We start from the raw sequence: 21092 nt of genomic DNA, 5'->3' as shown, positions 1-21092 counted from the left end.
TGCCCTTTTTTGCTTTTTCCGGGGCCTGCGTTACGTCTTGAAATCCCCCACGGCTGGAACTTACCCGCGCCGTCTGCACCTCACTCGTTTGAGAAAGCAGGAGCGTTCACGATGCGAAAGTCTCAGCGGATGAGGAAGTCCTTGCGAACGGCGGCGACCGTGGCCGGTCTCAGCATGGCGGCGCTGGGTGTGGCCCGCGCCCAGTCGCTGAGCCCGCTGGCGCGGTCACCGAACTCGGTTCGGTCTGAAATCGACGCCCGCTGGCGCGAGAGCCTGGATGCATTTGCCGCGGCGGACCGCACTGCGGCGCCGCAGCCTGGCGGTGTGCTGTTCGTCGGCAGCTCGTCCATCCGCCTGTGGGGCAATCTCGAAACCCAGTTCGACCAGCAGCCCAGCGTCATCAAGCGCGGTTTCGGCGGTTCGCGCCTGTCGGACGTGGCCCGTTACCTGGACCGGTTGGTGCTGCCCTACCAGCCGCGGCTGGTGGTGGTCTATGCCGGGGACAACGACTTGGCCGAAGGTGCCACGCCGCAGCAGGTGCTGCAGAGTTTCCAGACGCTGGTCGAAGGCGTGAAGGCCGCGCTGCCTGACACCCGCATCGCCTACCTGTCGATCAAGCCCAGCCCCTTGCGCGCCTCGCTGATGCCGGCGATCCACGACACCAATGCGCTGATCTCGGCCTACGCCGGCAAGACCCCCAACCTGGACTTCATCGACATCTATTCGAAGATGCTGGACAGCAGCGGCCAGCCGCGGCCTGAGCTGTTCCTGGAAGACCGGCTGCACATGAACGAGCAGGGTTATGCGCTGTGGCGCAAGGAGATCGCGTCGCACCTGCTGCCGGGCAACAAGCCGCAGCCGATGCAGACGGCGGCTGCCAACTGAAGGCGTTTCACGCCGCTGGGGCGTGGCCTGGCCCGCGGCGTGAGATGCGGCGCGCCGCAAGCTTCTTGCGCGCCTCGGCCGCCTGGGCGTCGATGCGCAGACTGCCCCAGGCCACCGCATACAGGACACCCAGCGTGGCGGCCAGGATCACGACGTCGATCCACACCGGCCGTTCCGGGGTGGACGAGCCGAAGATCGTCAGCGCCACCAGGGCCAGCAGCAAGTGGGTGCAGAAAACCGGCAGCGAGGCCTTGCCCAGGGTTTCCAGCGCCGCCACACGTGGCAGCCGGGTCTTCAACCAGGGCCCGAAGTGCATCACCAGCACCAGCAGCGCGCAGTAGTTGATCAAGCGCATGGGGCCCAGCTGCCACTTGTCGAACAGCAGGTTGAGCGCGTTCGGCTCCGCAAACGGGACTTGGCCGACGGCGTGGCGCCAGACCAGCATCACCGCCGCGATGGCGAGCGCTGCGTTGACCATCCAGCGCGGAAAGTCCCAGCCGGCCGTCGGCCCGTCTTCGGCGCCGCTGGCCCCCATCCACAAGCCCAGCACCCACAGGAACTGCCAGGCGAACAGCTTGAACGAGCCCAGCTCGGCAAACGGGATCCAGGCCCAGCGGCTGGCGCTAGCCATGCGGTCGTAGAGCAGGTGGAAGAGGTCGAACTGCGCCGCCAGCCACAGCAGAAGGCTCATGCCCATCACGCCGCCCCAGCCGCGGTGCAGGCCGTGCAGCAACACCAGCGGGCTGACCAGCATCAGCAGGATGTACATCGGCAGGATGTCCAGCAGCGGCGGGTTGTAGATCAGCAGCATGCCGCTGACAAAGGCCTGCACCGGGTGCGCCAGGTAGAAGGACAGCAGGTTGGTCACGGCCTCCTGCCGCGCCATCAGGCCGACCATCGCGATCAGCGTGAACAGGAACAGCAGCAGGCCGGCCTGGCAGAGGTAGATCTTCAGCGCGCGGCGCAGGAAGGCGCCGGGGATGCTGGCATCGCCTTTTTGACGTGCCCGGCGCGTGTAAACCATGCCGGCCATGTAGCCGGACAGCATCACGAAACCTTCGGCCGCCGAGACAAAACCAAACGGCTGGCCGGTCGGGTCCGAGAAGCGCGTGGGCAGGTGCGTCAGCGTCATCAACACCAGCATCAGTCCACGCAAGGCGTCAATCTCCCAGCGGCGTGTCATGGAGCACCCGCTGCAAGAGCTTGAACAGCGGCAACACGGACCTGGCGCATCGGCAACGGGCTCCTGAGGTGACAGCAGGCGAAACGCGAAAGGCGACGCCAATGCCGCCACAGGGGCACGCGGCGTGCCGCCTGGCGCCGCCTCTTCAGAACCGCGTCAGTACCCGGTATTTCAAAGTCACCGAGCCTTCGGCCGGCACCTTGATGCGCCATTGCGCGGTGCCGGCCGCCACCTTCTCGTGCGGCTGCGAGCTCTCCAGCATCTTCCAGTCGCCAGGCACCGGCTCGCGCACCGTGACGGTTACCGGCTCGGGCTTGGCGTTTTTCAGCACGATCTCGTAGGCGCTCTCGGCCACGTAGCTGGCCTGGTTGCCGGGCTCGCGGCGCTTGAAGTCGGTCTGCTTCTTGTCGGCCGTCACGTCGAAGGCTTCGCCCAGGTGCAGGCGCAGCGTCTCGTTTTTCGGCGTGTGGTCGATCCGGTCCTCGCCGACGAACTGCGCGCGGCCGGCGCTGTCACGCTTGTAGACGCGCACCACGCCCTTGGGCAGCGGCTGGCCGAGGTGGTTGGCCTCGCGGTTGGCAAAGGCCACGAAGACCTGGGCCTTGAGCTTGCGGCCCAGTTCACCCACGCTGTCGTGGTAGTAGTAGTCATTGCCGCTGAACAGCAGTTCCTTGGTCGCCGGCACGCCGCTGGCGTTCATCAAGGCGACCTGCTTGGTCTGGTTCTCGGCCAGCGTGGTGGCGCGGCCCAGCGTGTAGAGGTGGTACTCGAACAACGCTTCCTGGGCCACCGCCGGCGCGGCGGGGGCGGCCATGGCCATCACCCTGCCGTCAGCCTTGGCGCGTGCCATGTGCATTTCCTCGCGCACCCGGTTCACATCCCCGGCCACCAGTTGCACACTCGCATTCGGGTAAGCGGTGCCACTCTGGTTGGTCAGCGTGATCCAGCCGTTCAGGTCCAGCGAGTTGTCGTCTGCGCTCAGCTCGGCCACGTAGTCGGCGCGCCAGGACAGGCCGCCGGTCAGGTAGGACAACTCTGTCGATTGCGGGCCCGCGAGCTGGTTGTCCAACTCGGTGACCAGCGTGGGCCGGTCGCGCAGCGTGGCCGGCACGCCGTCGAACACCAGCCTGCCCGGCATGCCGGTCTCGATGCGGTCGCCGATCTTCAGCACCACGCCCTGGTTGGCGCTCAGCACCTCGGCGGTCTCCACGGTTTCGGCGCCGGTCTGCGGATGGGTCTTGATGACCCGCACCGTCTTGCCAACCGACTTCTCCAGCAGCTTGGCCGGCGTCAGCAGGTCGAAGTCGAAGTTCTGTTCCAGCACGCTCAGGGCGCCGGGTTGCGACAGGCTGCGCAACTGCGCCGTCTCGGGCCGCATGCGGGCGCTGACATCGCGCAGCGCCAGCCGGTTCACGCCGCGGGGCAGCGAGAACTGCCGGGTGTCCTTCACCAACGCCAGGTCGTCGTTGTAGATGGTCAGCGCAATCGCCTGCTGGTCGGCCAGCGTGCTGCGTTGTTCGGCGCCGTCGAGGGTGAGGGCGGGTGCAGGGGCTTGTGCCTGCGCAGCGAAGGCGATGGCGCTGATGGTGGCAATCGCGGCGCTGGCGAGTTGGTTGAGCCGGGTCATGGTGTCCTCCTGAGGTCTTGACACCAGCTTCTACGGCGCAGCCTCAGGAATGGGGTGAACCCGTCTTCAAAAAAGATGGGGCCAGCAAAAAGGCCGCAAGTGCGGCCTTTTGGGTGAGCGCGCGGCAACTGCCGCGGTGTCACTTCTGCGTGAGCACCCAGGTTGCGAGCTGCTTGGCCTCGTCCGGCGTGACGGCATTGGCCGGCATCGGCACAGGCCCCCACACGCCGGAGCCACCCTTCTGGATTTTCTCGGCCAGCTTGGCCACGGCGTCCTTCTGTCCGGCGTACTTGGCGGCCACGTCCTTGTAGGCGGGCCCAACGATCTTCTTGTCGATCGCATGGCAGGCCATGCAGTTCTTCTTGGTGGCCAACTCGGCTTGTGCAAAGGCAGGCGAGGCGGCCACCAGGGCCAGCAAGGTGATCAGCGCTTTCATTGGCATCTTTCCGTGAGTGAGGAAATGAGGGCTGGGTGAATTACATTCGTGACCAGAACATTGTAGGGACGGCTGCGACGCAGGGTTTGCGTTCGAGCGGCGCGGCAACCGGGAAATCGCACATGGCGTTCATCTTCATCGGGGTGGTGCTGCTGGCACTTTGGTTGCTGGACTGGGGCTTCGTGGGTCACCTGGACTGGTGGTGGATCGCCTTGCCTTTTGTGCTGGCGCTGCTCTGGTGGTGGTATGCCGACGCCAGCGGCCTGACGCGCAAGCGCGAAATGGAAAAGGATGAAGAGCGCAAGGCCGAGCGCCGCCGCCGCAACATTGCCAACATGGGCCTGGATCACTTGCGCGGCGGCAACCGCAAGCGCTGAAGGCCTATTCGAACCGGTCCAGCACCGCACCGGCACTGGCACTCGACGCATTGAAGGCGAACTTGGCCAGCACGCCGCGGGTGTAGCGCGGCTTGGGCTTGACCCACGCGGCCTTGCGGCGGGCGATCTCGTCGTCGGCCACATTGAGCTGCAGCTTCAACTGGTGCGCGTCGATGGTGATCGAGTCGCCTTCCTGCACCAGCGCGATGGTGCCGCCTTCGTAGGCCTCGGGCGCCACGTGGCCGACCACCATGCCCCAGGTGCCGCCGGAGAAGCGGCCGTCGGTGATCAGGCCGACGCTTTCGCCCAGGCCCTGGCCGATCAGCGCGCCGGTGGGCGCCAGCATCTCCGGCATGCCCGGGCCGCCCTTGGGGCCGAGGTAGCGCAGCACCATCACGTCGCCGGCCTGGATCTGCTTGGCCATGATGGCGGCCAGGGCGGATTGTTCGTCGTCGAAGACCCGCGCCGGGCCGGTGATGACCGGATTCTTCAGCCCGGTGATCTTGGCCACGCAGCCTTCCGGGCTCAGGTTGCCCTTCAGGATCGCCAGGTGGCCTTCTTCGTACATCGGGTTGGCGACGGGGCGGATCACCTGCTGGTCGGCACGCGGCTGGTCCGGCAGGTCGACCAGGTTCTCGGCCACGGTCTTGCCGGTGATGGTCATGCAGTCGCCATGCAGCAGGCCGGCGGCCAGCAGCGTCTTCATGACCTGCGGAATGCCGCCGGCGCGGTGCAGGTCAATCGCCAGGAACTGGCCGCTGGGCTTCAGGTCGCACAGCACCGGCACCTTGCGGCGCATGCGCTCGAAATCGTCGATGGTCCACTCGACTTCGGCCGCGTGGGCGATGGCCAGGAAGTGCAGCACCGCATTCGTCGAGCCGCCGGTGGCCATGATGACGGCGACGGCGTTTTCGATGGACTTGCGCGTGACGATGTCCCGCGGCTTCAGGTCTTTCTTCACCGCTTCGACCAGCACCGCGGCGCAGCGCTTCACGCTGGCGGTGATCTCGTCTTCCACATTGGCCATGGTCGACGAATACGGCAGGCTCATGCCCAGCGCTTCGAAGGACGAGCTCATGGTGTTGGCGGTGTACATGCCGCCGCAGGAGCCGGTGCCGGGAATCGCGCGGCGCTCGATCTCGCAGAAGTCCTCTTCGCTCATGTTGCCGGCGGAGAACTGCCCCACCGCTTCGAAGACCGAGACGATGTTCAGGTCCTGGCCCTTGTAGCGGCCCGGCAGGATGGTGCCGCCGTAGACGTAGATGGCCGGCACGTTGGCGCGCAGCATGCCCATCATGCCGCCCGGCATGTTCTTGTCGCAGCCGCCGATGACGATCACGCCGTCCATCCATTGGCCACCCACGCAGGTCTCCACGCAGTCGGCAATCACCTCGCGCGACACCAGGCTGTATTTCATGCCTTCGGTGCCCATGGCCATGCCGTCGGAGATGGTTGGCGTGCCGAAGATCTGCGGGTTGGCGCCGGCTTCCTTGAGGCCCTGCACCGCTGCGTCCGCCAGCTTCTGCAGGCCTGAATTGCAAGGCGTGATGGTCGAGTGCCCGTTGGCCACGCCGATCATCGGCTTGCCGAAGTCGGTCTCCTGGTAGCCCATGCCGTAATACATGGAGCGGTTGGGCGCCCGCGCGACGCCCTCGGTGATGTGCTTGGAGCGGCGGTTCAGGTCGGAAGCCATGGCATTTGCTCAGGATCCAAAACTTCAGTGTAGCCCTGGCACGGCAGTGCGTTGGCGCACCGCCTTATGATCCCGCCCCATGCCTTTGATGCACCCTCAGTTCAACCCCATCGCGCTGGACCTCACGCGATTCGGCGTGCCCGTCCAGATCCACTGGTACGGCATCACCTATCTGGTCGCCTTCGCCCTGTTCCTGTTCCTGGGCGCACGGCGTGTGAAAAAACCCTGGTTCGCCAACGCCGGATGGACCCGGCGCGACGTCGAAGACCTGCTGTTCTTCGGCGTGGTCGGCGTGGTGCTGGGCGGCCGCATTGGCTACACGCTGTTCTACAAGCCGCTGTACTACCTGCAGCACCCGCTGGAGGTGTTTGCAGTCTGGAAGGGCGGCATGTCCTTCCACGGCGGGCTGCTGGGCGTGATCGCCGCGATGTTCGTGTTCGCGCTGCTGCGCCGGCGATCTTTCTGGGACGTGACCGACCTGATCGCGCCCTGCGTGCCGACCGGGCTGGCCAGCGGCCGCGTCGGCAACTTCATCAACGGCGAGCTGTGGGGCCGCGAGGCCGATCCCACGCTGCCCTGGGCAATGATCTTCCCGCAGTCCGGCAGCCTCACGCCGCGGCATCCGTCACAGGTCTACCAGTTCCTGCTGGAAGGCATGCTGCTGTTTGGTCTGCTGTGGTGGTTCGGCAGCAAGCCGCGCCGCCGCGCCGAGGTGTCTGCCGCCTTCCTGGTCGGCTACGGCCTGTTCCGCTTCATTGCCGAGTACTTCCGCGAGCCGGACAGCTTCCTTGGCCTGCTGGCGCTGAACATGAGCATGGGCCAATGGCTGTGCCTGCCGATGATCCTCGGCGGCGCGCTGCTGTTTGCCTGGAGCCGCAAGCAGCCGCTGCCGGCGGCGGCGCTCGCCTGATGCGCTGGCCGGCTGCACTGGCACTGGCCACGCTGCTGGCCACGCAGGGCGCGTGCGCCGAAGGCCTGCGCGACCCGCAGCTTCAGGCCCTTGCCGATGCCCACAAGCTGGTCGAACTGGAGCAGGCCGCCACTGCGCGGCTGGCGGCGCGCCCGGATGACGGTCCGGCCTGGCTGGCCTACCTGGAGAGCGTGCTCGGCCGCAATGTGCCCGACGCCGCTGCCCGCCGCGACGCGGCACTGGCGAAGTTCGAAGCCTGCGTGCAGAAGACGCCGCAGGTCGCCGCCTGCCATTACGGCGTTGGCGCGGTCACGGCCATCAACATCCTGGCCCAGGGCATCATGAAAGCGGCATTCGGCGTCGGCAAGGTGCGCGACGAATTCGCCCGCGCGCTGGAGCTGGACCCGGCCTTCGCACCGGCCCGCGCCGGGCTGGTGCAGTACTACCTGATGGTGCCCGGCTTTGTCGGCGGCAGCGTCTCCAAGGCCAGCGAGATCGCACAGGCCGAGAGCGCCCGGGCAGCCGAATACGGCAAGCTGCTGACCGCCATGGTGCAGCTGTACCGGACAAAGCTGGCCGATGCCGAGCGCCTGCTCGCCGCGGTGCAGCCGGGCAATGACCTGGAGCTGGCGGTCGAGCTGCGCGGCCAGTGGAACGCGCTGGGGCAGGCCTGGCTGCAGGACAAGCAGGCAGCCAAGGCGCGTGAGCTGTTCGAGCGCATGGTGCACGAGCGGCCCGAGCAACCTGGCCCGCACTACAGCCTGGCGCGCGCGCTGTCCGAACTGCAGCAGTGGGATGCGGCGCTGGCAGAACTGAAGCTTGCCGAGTCACTGCCTGGCCATGAGAATTTCCCGATTGACTACCGCATGGGCATGGCACTGCAGGGCAAGGGCGACACCGCGCAGGCCAAGGCCGCGTACAAGCGCTACCTGGGCTCGGTGAATCCGAACCCGCAGAACGTCGAAGACATCAAGAAGCGGCTGGCCGAACTCGGCTGAGTTGCGCGAACGAAAGAGCGAGAGAACCTGCATGCGCCAGATCTTCCTGGATACCGAAACCACTGGCCTGTCGCCCGAGACCGGCGACCGCATCGTCGAAGTCGGCTGCGTCGAAATGGTCGGCCGCCGCCTCACCGGCGAACACCGCCACTTCTACCTGAACCCCGAGCGCAAGGGCAGCGAAGACGCGATCCGCATCCACGGCCTGACCGACGAATTCCTGGCCGACAAGCCGGTCTTCGCCGCCGTGGCCGACGAGCTGATGGACTTCGTCGCTGGCGCTGAAATCATCATCCACAACGCCGGCTTCGACGTCGGCTTCCTGGACGAGGAACTGCGCCGCATGGGTCGCCCGCGCTTTGCCGACCACGTGGGCCGCATCACCGATTCGCTGTTCATGGCGCGCGAGATGTTCCCCGGCAAGAGCAACTCGCTGGACGCCCTTTGCAAGCGGCTGGAGGTCGACAACTCCAACCGCACGCTGCACGGCGCGCTGCTGGACGCCGGCCTGCTGGCCGAGGTCTACATCCGCCTGACCCGTGGCCAGAACACGCTGATGATCGACTCCGCCGACAGCGGCAGCGGCCCCGGCCTCGCCGTGGCCCAGATCGACCTGTCCAGCTTCATGCTGCCGGTGCTGGACGCCGACGAGGCCGAGCTGCTGCTGCACGAGACAGTGCTGAAGGAACTCGACAAGTCCGCCGGGGGGCTTGCGATCTGGCGAAAAGCCATGGCATAATGCAAGGCTTCCCGGGAACGAAAGATCCTTTCAAGAAATCAAGCATATCGCTGCTGATTTTGACCAAGGCACCCGCAGTTTTCGGGCGGTTAGCTCAGCGGTAGAGCACTGCCTTCACACGGCAGGGGTCGCAGGTTCGAACCCTGCACCGCCCACCAGATCAGGCTCCAATTGGGGCCGTCTGAGACCAAAAGCCCTAGAGACTCAAAGCTCTGGGGCTTTTTTCTTGTCCATTTGGGACCGCTTGAATGGCCCTCATGCTCGGGGCAACATTGAGCGGAGCCGGGGGGCCGGGGATCACCCAGAAAACTTGTACCCAACCAGGTGCTGCCGCTTGCCGCCAAGGCGCAAGCGGGCTGCGCGGTGTCGAAGCTGCTGAAGGCTGACATCACCTTGAGTGCCACGCACAAGGCCTGAGCAGGGAGCCGCCTTTTCCATGCGGCGCCGGCCTGCTGCGCCTCGGGCGCGCGGCGCTCAGGCGGGCAGTTCGAACTCGATGCCGATCTGAGAGCCGTAGATCGGGTAGCGGATCTTGCAGCGGAAGCCGCGCAGCCGCGCCGTGTCGACGCCGGCCACAGCGCACACGTGGCGAAGCAACTCGCCGTAGCGTGGGTATTCGGGCAGGCGGAAGGCGTCCGGGCCCGAGCCGAGGGACTGCACGGTCTCGACCATGTCCAGCCGATCGTTGCGCCGTGCTGCGTCGTTGGGATGGGCGGCCCCTCGCACGACGGTGTCGAAGATGTGAACCTCGGCCCGCGAATCGGGCCAGACCTCGTCGTGCAGCCAGACGTCCACGATGAAGTACTCGCATGGCGGCTCCGCGTGCCCGCCGATGCCCGCGGTGGACGAATCGCTGCTTCTTCGCCGACGATTGAAGTTGGACAGCAATTGGCCGCAGACGTAGTCGACGCCGGGTGCGTTGTCGCTTCGGCCCAGCGGCAGGCCGGAAATTGTCGTTTCGACGAACACGCTGCTGTGCTGGACGGTTTCGACGAGATCGGGCGTCACGGTCGAGAACCCGGCCAGCAACATGTCGCTGGCTTTCGCAATGGGCCGACCTTCGAGCGAAGTCACGGTGTGATGCGCGCCGGGGGGCACGAACCACGATCCGACGTTGCGCAGCAGCCCCGAAGGGCGCGTGCGGCGGCAGCCCAGCAGCGCATCGATGCCCACGGAACTGAAGTTTTCGGCGCCGGGTGTCGGGAAGATGATCCCCGCGCTCAGCACCACGTCCGCCTGCACGCCGCGCAGCGCGCTCATGGCCTTGAAGGCAGCGGCCTTGTGGCGGGCTTCGAACGCGCCGCGCGACTCCACGACCCAGTCGCTCAATACCGCGTCGAAGGCAGCGCGGTCGCCGAAGTCCGCGTCGATGAAGTGCCCCAGCTCGTCCACCGCGGCTGCCACCTTGGTGGTGCAGTCGCGGTCGACATCGGCAGCGGAGGCGCCCCGCAGCATCTGGCGCAGCGCCTCCTGGCCGGGGACCGAGTTCAGCGTCGTCAGCGGGTCGCCGCCGCGCACCGACGCCAGCAGCCGGCTGACCACCGGCTGGCTCAGCTGCAGCACCTCGCGGATCGAGCGCTGGTCGCGCACACCGCGCCGCCCCAGCTCCGAGACGAGTGTCGAGAGGGCATCTTGCAGCTTGCGGCCCAGCAGTTCGGCGCGCTGGCGCAGTGCGGTGTCGCGGCTTTCGGAAATCATGAGCATGTCGACCATGCCCAAGCATAGCAGCCACGCGTCAAGGATATTCTCAGAATGTTCCAGGAAAATCCTTGCAAACGATCGGCACCCGTCCTATCCTGACCTGACACGCGGTTGACATGCGGCAGCCCCCTTCCGGGCGGCGCCGATGCAGCGCCGCGCCCGCCGTTGTTTCCGAGGAGAGAGTCCGATGTCACGTTTTTCCCTGCACGTCCTTGCCAGGCGCCTGATCGTGCTTTCCGCGCTGGTGAGCCCCCTGGGCTCGTTTGCATGGGCCGGCACCAAGGATGTCGAGCCCAACAACAGCTGCGCCGCGCCGCAGAACCTGGGCCAGACCAGCAAGGTGAAGCTGTCCGGCACCATCGATGCGTTGGACGTCGACTTCTACACGCTGACCGCCAAGCCTGGCCAATTGCTCCAGGTCGACATGCGGGGCGCGCCATCGGGCGCCGGCACGCTGGGCAACATGCTGATGGGCCTGCTGGATGCCGACTGCAATGTCGTGCAGTACAGCGACAACTCCGAGAACGGCCTGGAGGCACGGCTGGTTTTCATGGCACCTGCCGACGGTGTGGTCCGCATCGCCGCCGCTGGCGATCCGGACTTCGGCTTCACCGGCGCCAACACCTCGACCGGCACGTACAAGCTGACCATCAGCCCGCCCACGGTGCCGGTGATCGCCTTCACCGGCAACCTGACGGACGCGGTGAGCGGCCTGCCGCTGACCAAGGCCGACTTCGCGGTCGTGAACCTGATGTCCTGCCCTTCGGCGGACTACCAGATCTGCACCACCTACAGCGCCCAGGGCATCCCCGACGCGAATGGCCATTACGCGATCGCCCAGGCATTGCCGCCTGGCGTGTACCAGATCCGCGTGATTGCCAACAACCACGCCAGCAAGAACCTGGCGCCGGTGACCGTCACCGGCTTCGAGGGCAAGTCGACCAAGAACTACGCGCTGGCGCCGCTGCCCGTCGTGGTGTCGGACATGACGCCGTGCGAGACCATGGCGGCTGGCGGAAGCTGCAAGTACTCGTATGTGTTGACGAACACCAAGAGCAGCACGCTGAAGACCTCCGTCTGGGCGCAGACCGAGCAAGGCCCCAACGGCTCGCCGATGTTCCGCACCAACTACACGATGGGCAAGTCGACCAGCGCGCCGATGGCGATCAAGCTGGCGCCGGGTGAATCCAAGAAGGTGACGCAGTCGATGTCCTTGAGCGACATGCTGTCGGGCAGCACCGGCGCCTTGTACGTCTACGCCTCCACCGCCGGCGACCAGACCAACACCATTGGCTACGGCTACGGCTTCAACTACACCGTGACGGTGGCCAACAAGACCGTGGCGACCGTGCGTTCGGCCCAGGCCAGGCAGCGCATGATGGCCCGGCAATTGCACGCCGCGGCGCGCAGCGGGGCCGCTGCGTCCGCAGGGACCGACGTCATCAGCGGCGTGGCGCTGGATCCGGTGACGAACCAACCGATCACGGACGGCAGCGTCGCGGTGCAGCTCCAGGGCTGCCAGGACGCGAGTCTTGACCTCTGCATGGGCACCAAAGCGCTGTTCACCGTGGACGCCAACGGCCAGTACTCGTACAACGCGCGGCGTCTTGCACCGGGGCATTACCAGCTCTGGGCCTTCCGCCAGGACGGCACGACCTACGGCCTGAACTACTCGCAGGCTTTCGACTACGCTGGCGGCGCCGCCACCGTCAACATCATGGCCGCGAAGGCGCCGGTCAAGTACGGCCCGGTCACGGCCTGTGCGGGTGCGGACGCGCTGCCGGTTGGCACGCCTTGCCTGGCCACCTACGACCTGACCAATGTCACCTCGGCACCGCTGACGGTGGACCTGTGGGCCGTGGCCTCGACTTGCGAGACCGGATCGGCCCAGGGCTGCAGCCAGTTCAGCGTGGGCGTGGACGGCAGCAGCGCGCTGAGCAGCGTCACGATCGCCCCCGGCGCCACGCTGACCGTCTCGCACAGCATCCCGCTGGGGCAGCAACTGCCATCGGGCACCTATGCCAACACGGAGTTCTTTGCCAGCGTGCCTGGCAAGCAGGCCATGACCCTGGGCTCGGCTCCGGGCTTCTACGTCAACATCGTGCCGTAAGCACATTCGCGCCGATGGGCGCACACCGCTGGGGCCCGCGAGGGTGGTGAGGTTGCCGCGAGGCAACCCGCCACTGGCGCGGGCCTCTTGCGTTTGCGAGGGCACTCGCGTCTCGCCCATCCAGGGTGAGCGGCCCAAGGGTGGTATGCCTTTATACGGGGCCAGGCATATGAGTTTTCACATTGGGGATTCGGTGGATCCGGCCGCAGTTGGAAGTCCCGAGAATGCCTGGCAAAGCAATCGCATCGATTACAAGATGCAAGCACTGAAACTGCGGAAAGCGGTTCGGTGTGGTTTTCGGAGACAACAAGATGAATCGACGCCAATCCGTGAAGGCGCTTGCAGCGCTGTCCTTGATGAATGTGTGGGGAGCGTCGCGAGCCGCTGGCGACAAGGGGCTGGTTGGCATCTCGATGCCAACGATGGGATCCCAGCGCTGGGTCTATGACGGCCTGGGCATGATGCGCGCGCTCAACCAGCTCGACTACACGGCAGACCTGCAATACGCGAACGACAGTTCCAAGATACAGATCGACCACCTCCAGGCCATGTTGGGCAAAGGTGCGCGGATGCTGGTGATCGGCGCAGTGGACGGCGGCGCGCTGACAGGCGTGCTGGCCGAGGCTGGCAAGCGAGGCGTGAAAGTCCTCGCCTACGACCGGCTCATCCGCAACTCGGCCAACGTCGACAGCTATGCCACCTTCGACAACTTTGCCGTTGGCGAACTGCAGGCTCGGGACATCGAGTCGCGCCTGCGTCTCGCCGCGCCCACGAGGCCCTTCACCCTGGAGCTGTTCGCAGGCGACGCTGACGACAACAACACCCACATGTTCTACGACGGCGCCATGTCGGTGCTGAAGCGATACATCGACGGCGGCCAGCTGGTGGTCGGCTCGGGAAAAGTCGCACTCAAAGACATCTACACGCCTCATTGGAGCGGCTCGCATGCCAAGGGGCGCTTGCAGGGCGAACTCGCCACCACCTATGCCCGGCGACGGCTGGACGCCGTGCTGTCCCCCTATGACGGCATCAGCATCGAGGTGTTGAGTGCATTCAAGTTCGCCGGCTATGGGCAGCCCGCACAGCCCTTGCCGGTCGTCACTGGCCAGGACGCGGAACTCGCGTCGGTGCGCTCCATCAAGCATGGGGAGCAAGCGTCCACGGTGTTCAAGGACACGCGGCTGCTGGTGAAGCAATCCTCACGCATGGTCGACGACACCTTGTCCGGTCGGCCCGTCAGCTTCAGCGACCTCAAGACCTATCAAAACGGTGTCAAGGTCGTTCCTGCAGTGCTCCTCAAGCCGGTGCTGGTCGACAAAGCCAACCTGCAATCGGTCTTGGTGGACAGCGGGTACTACAAGCTTGAGCAGGTCTGAGGGGCGGCCGCTGGCCCGCCCTCGAACCCTCAACCCTGCTCCGCAGCCCCCGGCATCGCCGAGACATCCATCCACATCGCCCCCCACAGGTGTCCGTCCGGATCGGCGAGGTCGCGGCCGTACATGAAGCCCATGTCCTGGACCGGGTTCACGTCGGCCTGCCCGCCATGGGCGGCGGCGGCGCTGTTCACCGCGTCGACGGCGTCGCGGCTGTCCAGGCTGAGCGTGAGCATCACCGAGGCCGTGCCGGCCGGCGGGAACGGGCGTTCGGTGAAGGTGCGCCACTTGGCGTGCGTGAGCAGCATCACCTGGATGGTCTCGCTCCAGACCATGCTGGCGCCGGTGTCGTCGGTCCATTGCGGGTTCGGCTCGAATCCCAGGGCCTTGTAGAAGGCGATCGATGCCGGCAGGTCGGCGACCGGCAGGCTGACGATGATCATCTTGGTCATTGGGTTTTCCTGTGGTTTGTCTGAGGGCTGAAGTCTTCACACCTGTGGAGTCTCCACCCACACGACGAACGGCGGCCGCCTGAATCGACAGCCCCGATCATTGACGGCCACTTCCATCCAGCCGGACGGTGGGCTGCTGACGGCGGCCAGCGCCTCGCAGATCTGTGATGGCGCGTCAGGCGTGCCGGGGCATGACCCTGCTGCGCCGAAAAGCGCCTCGCTGCCCGGGCTTTTCAAGGCATCGCCGACGCATGCCGGCGGCAGCATCCGGGGTTCCGAGGCCTGGCCTCCAGCGACAGGATTCTTCCTCATGAACTTCAGCAGCATCGGTGGCGGCGCAGGCATGTCTGCCTACATCAATGCCTTGCTCGCCAAGGCCAATGGCACGGCCGGCACCACGGACGCCGACAGTTCGGGGACGGCAGCGGCGACGCCGACGACGGCGGCTGCCAAGGCCGCCGTGGCCGCGTCGCTGGCCAGCGCTGCGCACAGCTTCAAGTCCACCAGCGCGCAACACAAGCTTGACCAGAAGCAGACCGCGCTGGCGACCGACATGCGCGCCGCCATGGCCAAGGCTGGCGTCAAGTTGAGCGGCTCGGTGGCCTTTTCGGTGGATGCCAAAGGCGGGCTGACCGTGGAAGGCAGCGACAAGGACAAGGCTGCCGTGACGGCCTTCCTCAAGGCCGATGCGAGCAAACCGGGCTTCTCGTCGCGCCTGGGCGCGCTGTCCACGGAAGCCAGTGCGCTGTCCGCCACCATCCGGCAGAGCGCGGCAATTTCGCAGGCGGCGCGTTACGCCGGCGCGTCCGGCAACGTGATGGCCATGTACACCTCGCTGCTCAAGCAGCAGGACGCGACACCGGCGACGTTCGCGTTGTCCGCCGCGAACAGCTCTCTCACCTACGCCGGCGTGCTGTCGTCCACGGCCTGAAGCAGGCCTGGACGGCGAGCAGGCCATGAGGCGAGCCGCGGCGAGGCTGGCAACTCGCAGGATGCAAGAAGGTTGACGGGCCGGGATTCAGACCGCGAAGTCTTCCAGCGTCTTGCCGGCGTTGATCGCGGCAGTCAGCCAGCGCGGCTTCAAGCCACGGCCGGACCACTCCTGGCCGGTGGTGGCGTCGCGGTATTTGGCGGCGACCTTGGCGCGGCCTTCGGCGGGCGCCTTGGCGCCGGCGGGCTTGCGGGCCGCGGCGGCAATGTCGTCGACGGTCAGCCCGTATTCGGCCATCAGCGACTTGATCTTGCCGATTGCATCGGCGCGGGCGCCGGTCTGCATTTCAGTGATCTGCTTGTCCAGCGCGGCCTTTTGGGCCAGGAGTTCTTGAAGTGTGCTCATGGGCCGCGATGATAGTGCCGATGTCAGGCGCGTCCGCCGCGCCGGCCTTCGACGACCTGCGGGATGCCGCGCATGCCTGCGCGCTGGCAGCCTTTCGGCGGCGTCCAGGTTCTCAGGCCTCGAAGGCCGGCGAGATGGTGCTGACGGGGTCCTGCGTGGCCGGGTCGACCTGGGTGATCAGCCCTTTTTGCAGCAGCGCCTGCACGCTCTCTCGCACGTTGCTGGGCGTGGCGGGCCACTTGGCCGAGGCTTCGGCGTCCAGCAGGTCGGCCAGGTGGGCCAGCGGGGTGTAGCCGTTGACCAGCAGCAGCAGGCGCCGCAGTGGCTCGGCCAGTTCGAGGTGGCCATCGATCACCTGTCGCTGTCCTTCGGTGGTGCGAGCGAAGACGGCTTCGCCGTTCAATTCAGCCTGGATGTGCATGGAAACTCCTTCGTGGAAACGCGGCGGGTTTCGTTGCGCAAAACACCGGCACATGGCGTGCCGCCGGTTTCGCGGGCAATGGAACGCACCCGGGTGGCGGGTGTTGTCTCGCTCCAAGGAGAGGCAGTGGTGCTCAGGTCTTGTGAGCAATCATCATAGGGCCAGTCGCCCCGTTTTGTAGCCCCCGAAGCGCGCCTGCCGGCCGATCAGGGCAGTGCCGCCTCCGCCTTTTGACCGGGGCCGCCGCAGGTGGAAATCAATTGAGCAGGCGGCCGATCAATTTGACGCCCAGCATTTCGCCCTTGGCGCCGGTGACCTTGGAAATCTCGCGGTAGGCGCTGGCCTGCACCTTGTCGGGCAGCGGCACGAACTTGGCCTGGCGGGCCAGCGCATCGCCGTGCAGGTAAGCCCAGGTGACAAACTGCAACGCGCGTTCGGTGCGTGCGGTCTCTTGCGCCACCCGCGGCACTGCAATGTAGGTCCCCATGGTCAGCGGCCAGGTGCGGGGGCCGCGCATGTTGTTGATCGGCGCGGAGAAGTCACCCCCGCTGTACCAGGTGCTGTGCGTCACCGCCTCGCGGAAGCCTTCGACGCCAGCGTTGACGTACTGCCCGTCGGCGTTCTTCAGTGTCACACCGGCCAGGCCATCGTCCAGCACGTAGTTGTAGTCGATGCATGCAATGCCGCCAGCGGTGGCGCGCAGCGTTTCCGACACCGCACTGCTGCCCTTGGCGGCCAGCACGCCGGCCGGCCAGTCGAAATGGTTGGCCACCCCGCGGCGCTGTTTCCATTCGGGGCTGACGCGGGCCAGGTAGTCGGCGAGGTGCCAGGTCGTGCCCGAGCCGTCCGAGCGCACCACCAGCTTGATCGGCAGCGCAGGCAGCTTCAGCTCCGGGTTCAGCGCTTTCAGCTCCGGTGCGTCCCACTGGGTGACCTGGCCGAGGAAGATGCGCGCCAGCAGCGGGCCGTCCAGCTTCAGCGCGTTCGGGCCGATGCGCGGCAGGTTGACCACCGGCACCACGCCGGTGATGACCGTGGGGAACATCACCAAGTCGTTCTTCTTCAGCTCCTCGGCGCTGGCCATCACGTCCGAGGCGCCGAAGTCCACGTCGCGCTTGGCAATGCGTGCCATGCCTGCGCCCGAGCCCACGGGCTCGTAGCTCAGCGCGTCGCCTTTTTCCTTGGTGTACTCGGCGCCCCAGATCCGGTAGACCGGTGCCGCGGCCGACGAACCGGCACCGGTGATGGATTCAGCCTCGGCCAGCGAGACGCCGGACAGTGCGAGCAGGGTGGCAGCGAAAACAATCGAACGCATGGGTACAGCAGCGGGATCGGGAAAACCTGTCATTTTCGCCGACTTGGCCGCCCCGCGCATGACCATGCCGTGACTGACCCCGGGCGTGAGGATCTAAGCCGCCCCACCGGGCTTGCGCGCCGCCCGCTGCGAGAGCTGTGACAGCAGGCGCAGCAGGTACGGCACTTCCAGTTCTTCGGTGGCGTCGTCGCCTTCGCCGGCCGGCAGTGTGTCGCTGAACTGCACGCCGAAATCGGCGGCCAGGCGGCGGTTGCCATCGGCGAAGTCGGCCAGCAACTGCTGGCGTTCCTGCCGGCCCAGCAGTTGCTTTTTCACCGGCGCGCCGTCGCGCGCCAGCGCTTCGGCGGCGCGCATCAGCGGTGGCAGCGCGTAGTCCAGCTGCATGCGATTCATGCGGTTGAGCAGCAGCGCCAGCCGCATGTCGGGCGAGACATTGGCCTGCTCTTCCGGCAAGTCCAGCGCCGGCAGGCCCAGGCATTGCGCGAACGAGGCCTGCAGCCCCATTTCGCGCACCGCGGCGCTGTCGAAATCCAACACCTGCACGCGGGCCGGCAGCGCAGTCCAGCGCGAGAGCATGGCGTGATAGTCCAACCGCGCCCGCGTGGCCTCGGCGCGCACGAAACCCAGCACCGGCCTGGCCTCGCGGCGCACCGTTTCGCGCGTGAACTGGTTGAACAAGGACTCGGCAAACAAGTCCTGCCGGCGCAGGTAGCACAGCACCTCGATGTCGAACGTGGCCGCCAGCGGCGCAAAAAACGCCGGGATGCGCGGCACCGGCTCGGACAGGCCTTCCTCGCTGACCAGCATCGTGCATGCGCCCTGCGCCGCCGCGGCCTGCCACTCCTGCATCAGCGTCCTGCGCTCGCGGTCCTGCACCTGCGGGTCTTCCGAGATCGCGGCGCGGAACACCGAGCAGTGCTTGGGCAGCGCCGGCATGGGCTGCCTGCGGGTGTCGGGGTAGAACAGCCCGTGCTGCTGCAACAGCCGCTGCTGGGCGGCCGCCAGACCGTGCTGCAGGCTGCTGGTGCCGGTCTTGTGGGTGCCGATGTGCAGGACCAGGCGGGGACGGGCGGCCTGGCTCACAGCCGGTAGCGCCGGCCTTCGCCGCGGCCGAAGCGGGCGTAGTGCTGTGCCGCGTCCATGCCGGTGCGGGCCACGTCGGCGTTCAGCGCGAGGTATTGCGCGGGGTCGAAGTCGGACGGCAGGGGCAGCTCGGCGCTGGCGCTGCGGCGGCGGTTGCCGCGCGAGGCCGCCGGCCGGCGCAGCTCGCGCCACCAGCCCGCAAGGCTGCGCAGGCTGCCGCCGGCGGGCGCGTCGGTTTCCGGGCCGGCGGCCAGGCGGCGCAAGCGCGTCAGGTTGGCCAGCTCGCGCTCGATGCGCTGGCGCAGCTCGCGCACCGGCACCGCCTGCGGCAGCGCGGCTTCGCTGCCGCGGCCCACCACCGGCGAGGCCTCCAGCGGCAGGTTGCCGCAGCGGGCTGTGCCAGGCGTGGGCAGGTGTGCGCTGGTCTCGGCCAGCAGCCGCGTGGCCGCGGCATGCTGCTGGGCAACTTCACGCCAGAAGCCGGGCTGGCCCGAGGCTGCCAGGCGCTGCTGCCAGAAGGCCCGCAAGGCATCGAAGTCCTGCACCCAGCGGCTCAGGGCCGCCAGGTAGCGCGTCATCAGCGCCAGGCGGTCGGCCGGCGCGACCGGCGGCAGCTCCCGGTAGCTGCCGGCGCCGCCGTTCACCAGCACCACCGCGCGGTGGCGCCCGGCATCGGGTTGGTAGCCGGGGTAGACGAATGGCCGCAGCAGCACGCCGTTGTCGCCAGCGTCGCGTTCCAGGCGCTGGCGGTCGGCCTCGGGCAGCGGGTTCATGCGTGCCGCCTGGCAGGCCGGCAGGGCTTGCAGGTAGTGCTGCTCGAACTGCTGCGTCAGCACCGGGCTGTCGCGGTCCAGCAGGGTTTCCAGCACGCGCAGGTAGAGCTGCATGCCGGCCAGGTCGTCGATCGAGCCGTGTTCCACCATGCGCTGCTCGAACCAGCGCGACAGTTCGGCCGCGCCGCCGTCCGAATGCGTCAGGTTGATCAGCACCGCGTGCAGGATGGCCATGTACTCCTGGCCATAGGAATGGCCGGGCTCGTGCCAGGCGGCGAGGTTTGGGTTGGTGATCACCGGCACGCCGGCGGCCTGCGCACGCAGGGAATATTCGATGTCGTCGCCGCGCAGGAAGAAGGCGGCGGGCAGGCCGATCTTGCGCAGCGTGGCCAGCGGCAGTGCGAAGAAGATGAAGGTCGTGTATTCGCAGTGGTTCAGCGGGCCGAACTCGTCCAGGTGGGCGAAGTTCTCCAGCGACAGGCCATGCTTCAACAGGTGCGGGAACAGGTTGCGCTTGCGGCCGAAATCGCCGCGCGCCTGGAAGTTCAGCCGGCCCCAGAAGCCGCCGTCTTCCCAGACCTGCGTGGGCTTGCTCTTCATCAGCACCGGCAGGCTGGCCACGTGGTCCACCGCGCGGTAGGCGCAGGCCATGAAGTGCCGCGCCAGCGACTCCATCGACAGCACCAGGTCGTCGTCCAGGATCAGCACTTCCTGAGGTGCCTCTTTTGGCGAGGCGTCGCAGTGCTGCAGCAACTGGTGGATCAGGTGGCTGGCATTGCCGCCGCCGCCCAGGTTCGGCCCCGTGAGCACGCGCAGGTTCAGGCCCAGCGCGGCGGTGATGGCGGCGGGCCAGAGGCCATCGGCATCGGCGCTGGTGTCCAGCACCCAGAACTGCATCCGGCCCAGCAGTTCGGCATGGAACGGCTCCTCCTGCGCGCCCTGCGCCAGCCGCTCCAGCTGCGCCTGCAGCTCGTGGGTGCGGCCCCAGGTGCGCAGCAGCACGGCCAGCCGCAGGCGCTCGCGCGGCCGGGCGCGGGTGCACCATGCGGCCTGGTGGATGCGCGCGCCGTCGATCGCGTCCACATGCCAGAACAGGCGGCTGTTTTCCGGCAGCGCCGACAGCGAGCCCAGCGGCAGCGCATGGCAGCTGCGCGCAGCGCTGTCCACATGCAGCTCGCGCAGCACCACGGGGGTTTGCCCACGCGAGGCCCGCATCACGCGCACCCGGAAGCTGCCTTGCGCATCCAGCACCAGCGCCAGCTCACGCGCGGTCGACAGCTGGGCCCAGGGCTCGACATAAAGGCTGTTGCGCAAGGTGCCGCTGCCCAGCCAGTCGTCGGCCCGCAGTTCCAGCGCCGCCTGCGAGGCGGCCAGCATCAGGCCCTCGCTGCCGGCGAGGTAGAGCTGCTGGGCGCCCAGCATGGACCTGTCGATGCCTTGCAGCCGGAACCAGTCGGTGCCGGCTTGTCGGTGCCAGGGTTGCAGGGGAGTGGGCGAGGGCGGGGTCACGGGCTGGGGCCGAAGGGCCGGGTCTTGCAAGCCTGGGCATCTTCGTCGCGGCGGATGACGGTTTCACGTCAGCAAGCGCATAAGGCTGGCGTTTGTAGAAGCGTAAACGTCATGTAAAGGTCATGCTGGCGGCCTAAGCTCGCGCCCGTTCCGGGAGGAGACATCAAATGC

General features: G+C 67.1%; 20 protein-coding genes and 1 tRNA gene. 9 read left to right on the top strand and 12 right to left on the bottom strand.

Annotation, left to right across the window (positions count from 1 at the left end; translation table 11 throughout):
* The first annotated feature begins 159 nt into the window (after window positions 1-159).
* Window positions 160-885, top strand: a complete 726-nt coding sequence (locus tag ACAH41_RS14370; protein ID WP_370538342.1) for an SGNH/GDSL hydrolase family protein — start codon at window positions 160-162, stop codon at window positions 883-885.
* A gap of 7 nt (window positions 886-892) precedes the next feature.
* On the opposite strand, the gene ACAH41_RS14365 is transcribed toward ACAH41_RS14370, so the two are convergent.
* The 3 genes from ACAH41_RS14365 to ACAH41_RS14355 all read right to left on the bottom strand — a co-directional run bounded on the left by ACAH41_RS14365 (window position 893) and on the right by ACAH41_RS14355 (window position 4131).
* Window positions 893-2068 (bottom strand): OpgC domain-containing protein, encoded by a 1176-nt coding sequence (locus tag ACAH41_RS14365; RefSeq protein WP_325648957.1) that lies wholly within the window; start codon window positions 2066-2068, stop codon window positions 893-895.
* Between the two features lie 145 nt (window positions 2069-2213).
* A complete protein-coding gene (locus ACAH41_RS14360) occupies window positions 2214-3695 on the bottom strand; it encodes a DUF4139 domain-containing protein (RefSeq protein WP_325648958.1) in 1482 nt (493 codons plus the stop codon).
* A gap of 139 nt (window positions 3696-3834) precedes the next feature.
* Window positions 3835-4131: a c-type cytochrome gene (locus ACAH41_RS14355; protein ID WP_325648959.1), complete on the bottom strand. Its 297-nt coding sequence runs from the start codon at window positions 4129-4131 to the stop codon at window positions 3835-3837.
* Window positions 4132-4253: 122 nt separating this feature from the next.
* Between ACAH41_RS14355 and ACAH41_RS14350 the strand changes: the two genes are divergently transcribed.
* Complete coding sequence (locus tag ACAH41_RS14350) at window positions 4254-4508, top strand: TIGR04438 family Trp-rich protein (protein ID WP_325648960.1); 255 nt, start codon at window positions 4254-4256, stop codon at window positions 4506-4508.
* 4 nt (window positions 4509-4512) lie between these two features.
* Here ACAH41_RS14350 and ilvD read toward each other — a convergent pair whose 3' ends face one another.
* On the bottom strand, window positions 4513-6201 hold the full coding sequence (gene ilvD, locus ACAH41_RS14345; protein ID WP_325648962.1) for a dihydroxy-acid dehydratase: 1689 nt from the start codon (window positions 6199-6201) through the stop codon (window positions 4513-4515).
* Window positions 6202-6280: 79 nt separating this feature from the next.
* Between ilvD and lgt the strand changes: the two genes are divergently transcribed.
* The 4 genes from lgt to ACAH41_RS14325 all read left to right on the top strand — a co-directional run bounded on the left by lgt (window position 6281) and on the right by ACAH41_RS14325 (window position 9006).
* On the top strand, window positions 6281-7111 hold the full coding sequence (lgt, locus tag ACAH41_RS14340) for a prolipoprotein diacylglyceryl transferase (RefSeq protein ID WP_325648963.1): 831 nt from the start codon (window positions 6281-6283) through the stop codon (window positions 7109-7111).
* The gene (locus tag ACAH41_RS14335; protein WP_325648964.1) at window positions 7111-8109 is read left to right on the top strand and encodes a tetratricopeptide repeat protein; all 999 of its coding nucleotides are present in this window, start codon (window positions 7111-7113) and stop codon (window positions 8107-8109) included. The genes lgt and ACAH41_RS14335 overlap by 1 nt, the downstream gene beginning before the upstream one ends.
* 31 nt (window positions 8110-8140) lie before the next feature.
* Window positions 8141-8848 (top strand): DNA polymerase III subunit epsilon, encoded by a 708-nt coding sequence (gene dnaQ, locus ACAH41_RS14330; RefSeq protein ID WP_325648965.1) that lies wholly within the window; start codon window positions 8141-8143, stop codon window positions 8846-8848.
* Window positions 8849-8931: 83 nt separating this feature from the next.
* Window positions 8932-9006: transfer RNA gene (locus tag ACAH41_RS14325), tRNA-Val, on the top strand.
* Between the two features lie 316 nt (window positions 9007-9322).
* On the opposite strand, the gene ACAH41_RS14320 is transcribed toward ACAH41_RS14325, so the two are convergent.
* On the bottom strand, window positions 9323-10552 hold the full coding sequence (locus ACAH41_RS14320; protein ID WP_325648967.1) for a hypothetical protein: 1230 nt from the start codon (window positions 10550-10552) through the stop codon (window positions 9323-9325).
* 184 nt (window positions 10553-10736) lie between these two features.
* On the opposite strand from ACAH41_RS14320, the gene ACAH41_RS14315 reads away from it, so the two are divergent.
* Both ACAH41_RS14315 and ACAH41_RS14310 read left to right on the top strand, forming a co-directional pair.
* Complete coding sequence (locus tag ACAH41_RS14315; RefSeq protein ID WP_325648969.1) at window positions 10737-12659, top strand: hypothetical protein; 1923 nt, start codon at window positions 10737-10739, stop codon at window positions 12657-12659.
* Between the two features lie 311 nt (window positions 12660-12970).
* Window positions 12971-14035 (top strand): sugar-binding protein, encoded by a 1065-nt coding sequence (locus tag ACAH41_RS14310; protein ID WP_325648970.1) that lies wholly within the window; start codon window positions 12971-12973, stop codon window positions 14033-14035.
* A 29-nt stretch (window positions 14036-14064) separates the two neighbouring features.
* On the opposite strand, the gene ACAH41_RS14305 is transcribed toward ACAH41_RS14310, so the two are convergent.
* Together ACAH41_RS14305 and ACAH41_RS14300 are read right to left on the bottom strand one after the other, a co-directional pair.
* The gene (locus ACAH41_RS14305) at window positions 14065-14484 is read right to left on the bottom strand and encodes a VOC family protein (protein WP_325648971.1); all 420 of its coding nucleotides are present in this window, start codon (window positions 14482-14484) and stop codon (window positions 14065-14067) included.
* 36 nt (window positions 14485-14520) lie between these two features.
* Window positions 14521-14811 carry a hypothetical protein gene (locus tag ACAH41_RS14300; protein WP_325648973.1) on the bottom strand — a complete coding sequence of 97 codons (291 nt, stop codon included), beginning with the start codon at window positions 14809-14811 and terminating at the stop codon, window positions 14521-14523.
* Here ACAH41_RS14300 and ACAH41_RS14295 point away from each other — a divergent pair.
* Window positions 14795-15415 (top strand): hypothetical protein, encoded by a 621-nt coding sequence (locus tag ACAH41_RS14295; protein WP_325648974.1) that lies wholly within the window; start codon window positions 14795-14797, stop codon window positions 15413-15415. The genes ACAH41_RS14300 and ACAH41_RS14295 overlap by 17 nt on opposite strands.
* A gap of 87 nt (window positions 15416-15502) precedes the next feature.
* On the opposite strand, the gene ACAH41_RS14290 is transcribed toward ACAH41_RS14295, so the two are convergent.
* The 5 genes from ACAH41_RS14290 to ACAH41_RS14270 form a co-directional block, all read right to left on the bottom strand.
* Window positions 15503-15820, bottom strand: a complete 318-nt coding sequence (locus tag ACAH41_RS14290; RefSeq protein WP_325648976.1) for an H-NS histone family protein — start codon at window positions 15818-15820, stop codon at window positions 15503-15505.
* A gap of 112 nt (window positions 15821-15932) precedes the next feature.
* Complete coding sequence (locus tag ACAH41_RS14285; protein WP_325648978.1) at window positions 15933-16241, bottom strand: hypothetical protein; 309 nt, start codon at window positions 16239-16241, stop codon at window positions 15933-15935.
* A 256-nt stretch (window positions 16242-16497) separates the two neighbouring features.
* Entirely contained in the window at window positions 16498-17556 is a 1059-nt protein-coding gene (gene pstS / locus ACAH41_RS14280) for a phosphate ABC transporter substrate-binding protein PstS (RefSeq protein WP_325648980.1), read from the bottom strand.
* 93 nt (window positions 17557-17649) lie between these two features.
* On the bottom strand, window positions 17650-18639 hold the full coding sequence (locus ACAH41_RS14275; protein WP_325648982.1) for a hypothetical protein: 990 nt from the start codon (window positions 18637-18639) through the stop codon (window positions 17650-17652).
* Window positions 18636-20921, bottom strand: coding sequence for a glycosyltransferase family 2 protein (locus ACAH41_RS14270; RefSeq protein WP_370538341.1), 2286 nt, complete (start codon window positions 20919-20921; stop codon window positions 18636-18638). Before ACAH41_RS14270 ends, ACAH41_RS14275 begins: the two co-directional genes overlap by 4 nt.
* Window positions 20922-21092: the final 171 nt, after the last annotated feature.

This window comes from Ideonella sp., assembly GCF_041287625.1.
Taxonomy (GTDB): domain Bacteria; phylum Pseudomonadota; class Gammaproteobacteria; order Burkholderiales; family Burkholderiaceae_C; genus Ideonella.
This window is presented reverse-complemented; position numbering and strand designations above follow the sequence as displayed.

What these genes read in the sequence shown, in the direction of transcription:
- ACAH41_RS14305 (WP_325648971.1), bottom strand. Translation starts at nt 14,484, where the DNA reads ATGACCAAGATGATCATCGTCAGCCTGCCGGTCGCCGACCTGCCGGCA.
- ACAH41_RS14335 (WP_325648964.1), top strand. Translation starts at nt 7,111, where the DNA reads ATGCGCTGGCCGGCTGCACTGGCACTGGCCACGCTGCTGGCCACGCAG.
- ACAH41_RS14315 (WP_325648969.1), top strand. Translation starts at nt 10,737, where the DNA reads ATGTCACGTTTTTCCCTGCACGTCCTTGCCAGGCGCCTGATCGTGCTT.
- ACAH41_RS14355 (WP_325648959.1), bottom strand. Translation starts at nt 4,131, where the DNA reads ATGAAAGCGCTGATCACCTTGCTGGCCCTGGTGGCCGCCTCGCCTGCC.
- ACAH41_RS14290 (WP_325648976.1), bottom strand. Translation starts at nt 15,820, where the DNA reads ATGAGCACACTTCAAGAACTCCTGGCCCAAAAGGCCGCGCTGGACAAG.
- dnaQ (WP_325648965.1), top strand. Translation starts at nt 8,141, where the DNA reads ATGCGCCAGATCTTCCTGGATACCGAAACCACTGGCCTGTCGCCCGAG.
- ACAH41_RS14285 (WP_325648978.1), bottom strand. Translation starts at nt 16,241, where the DNA reads ATGCACATCCAGGCTGAATTGAACGGCGAAGCCGTCTTCGCTCGCACC.
- ACAH41_RS14310 (WP_325648970.1), top strand. Translation starts at nt 12,971, where the DNA reads ATGAATCGACGCCAATCCGTGAAGGCGCTTGCAGCGCTGTCCTTGATG.
- ACAH41_RS14300 (WP_325648973.1), bottom strand. Translation starts at nt 14,811, where the DNA reads ATGCTGCTGAAGTTCATGAGGAAGAATCCTGTCGCTGGAGGCCAGGCC.
- ACAH41_RS14320 (WP_325648967.1), bottom strand. Translation starts at nt 10,552, where the DNA reads ATGCTCATGATTTCCGAAAGCCGCGACACCGCACTGCGCCAGCGCGCC.
- pstS (WP_325648980.1), bottom strand. Translation starts at nt 17,556, where the DNA reads ATGCGTTCGATTGTTTTCGCTGCCACCCTGCTCGCACTGTCCGGCGTC.
- ACAH41_RS14360 (WP_325648958.1), bottom strand. Translation starts at nt 3,695, where the DNA reads ATGACCCGGCTCAACCAACTCGCCAGCGCCGCGATTGCCACCATCAGC.
- ACAH41_RS14365 (WP_325648957.1), bottom strand. Translation starts at nt 2,068, where the DNA reads ATGACACGCCGCTGGGAGATTGACGCCTTGCGTGGACTGATGCTGGTG.
- lgt (WP_325648963.1), top strand. Translation starts at nt 6,281, where the DNA reads ATGCCTTTGATGCACCCTCAGTTCAACCCCATCGCGCTGGACCTCACG.
- ACAH41_RS14350 (WP_325648960.1), top strand. Translation starts at nt 4,254, where the DNA reads ATGGCGTTCATCTTCATCGGGGTGGTGCTGCTGGCACTTTGGTTGCTG.
- ilvD (WP_325648962.1), bottom strand. Translation starts at nt 6,201, where the DNA reads ATGGCTTCCGACCTGAACCGCCGCTCCAAGCACATCACCGAGGGCGTC.
- ACAH41_RS14295 (WP_325648974.1), top strand. Translation starts at nt 14,795, where the DNA reads ATGAACTTCAGCAGCATCGGTGGCGGCGCAGGCATGTCTGCCTACATC.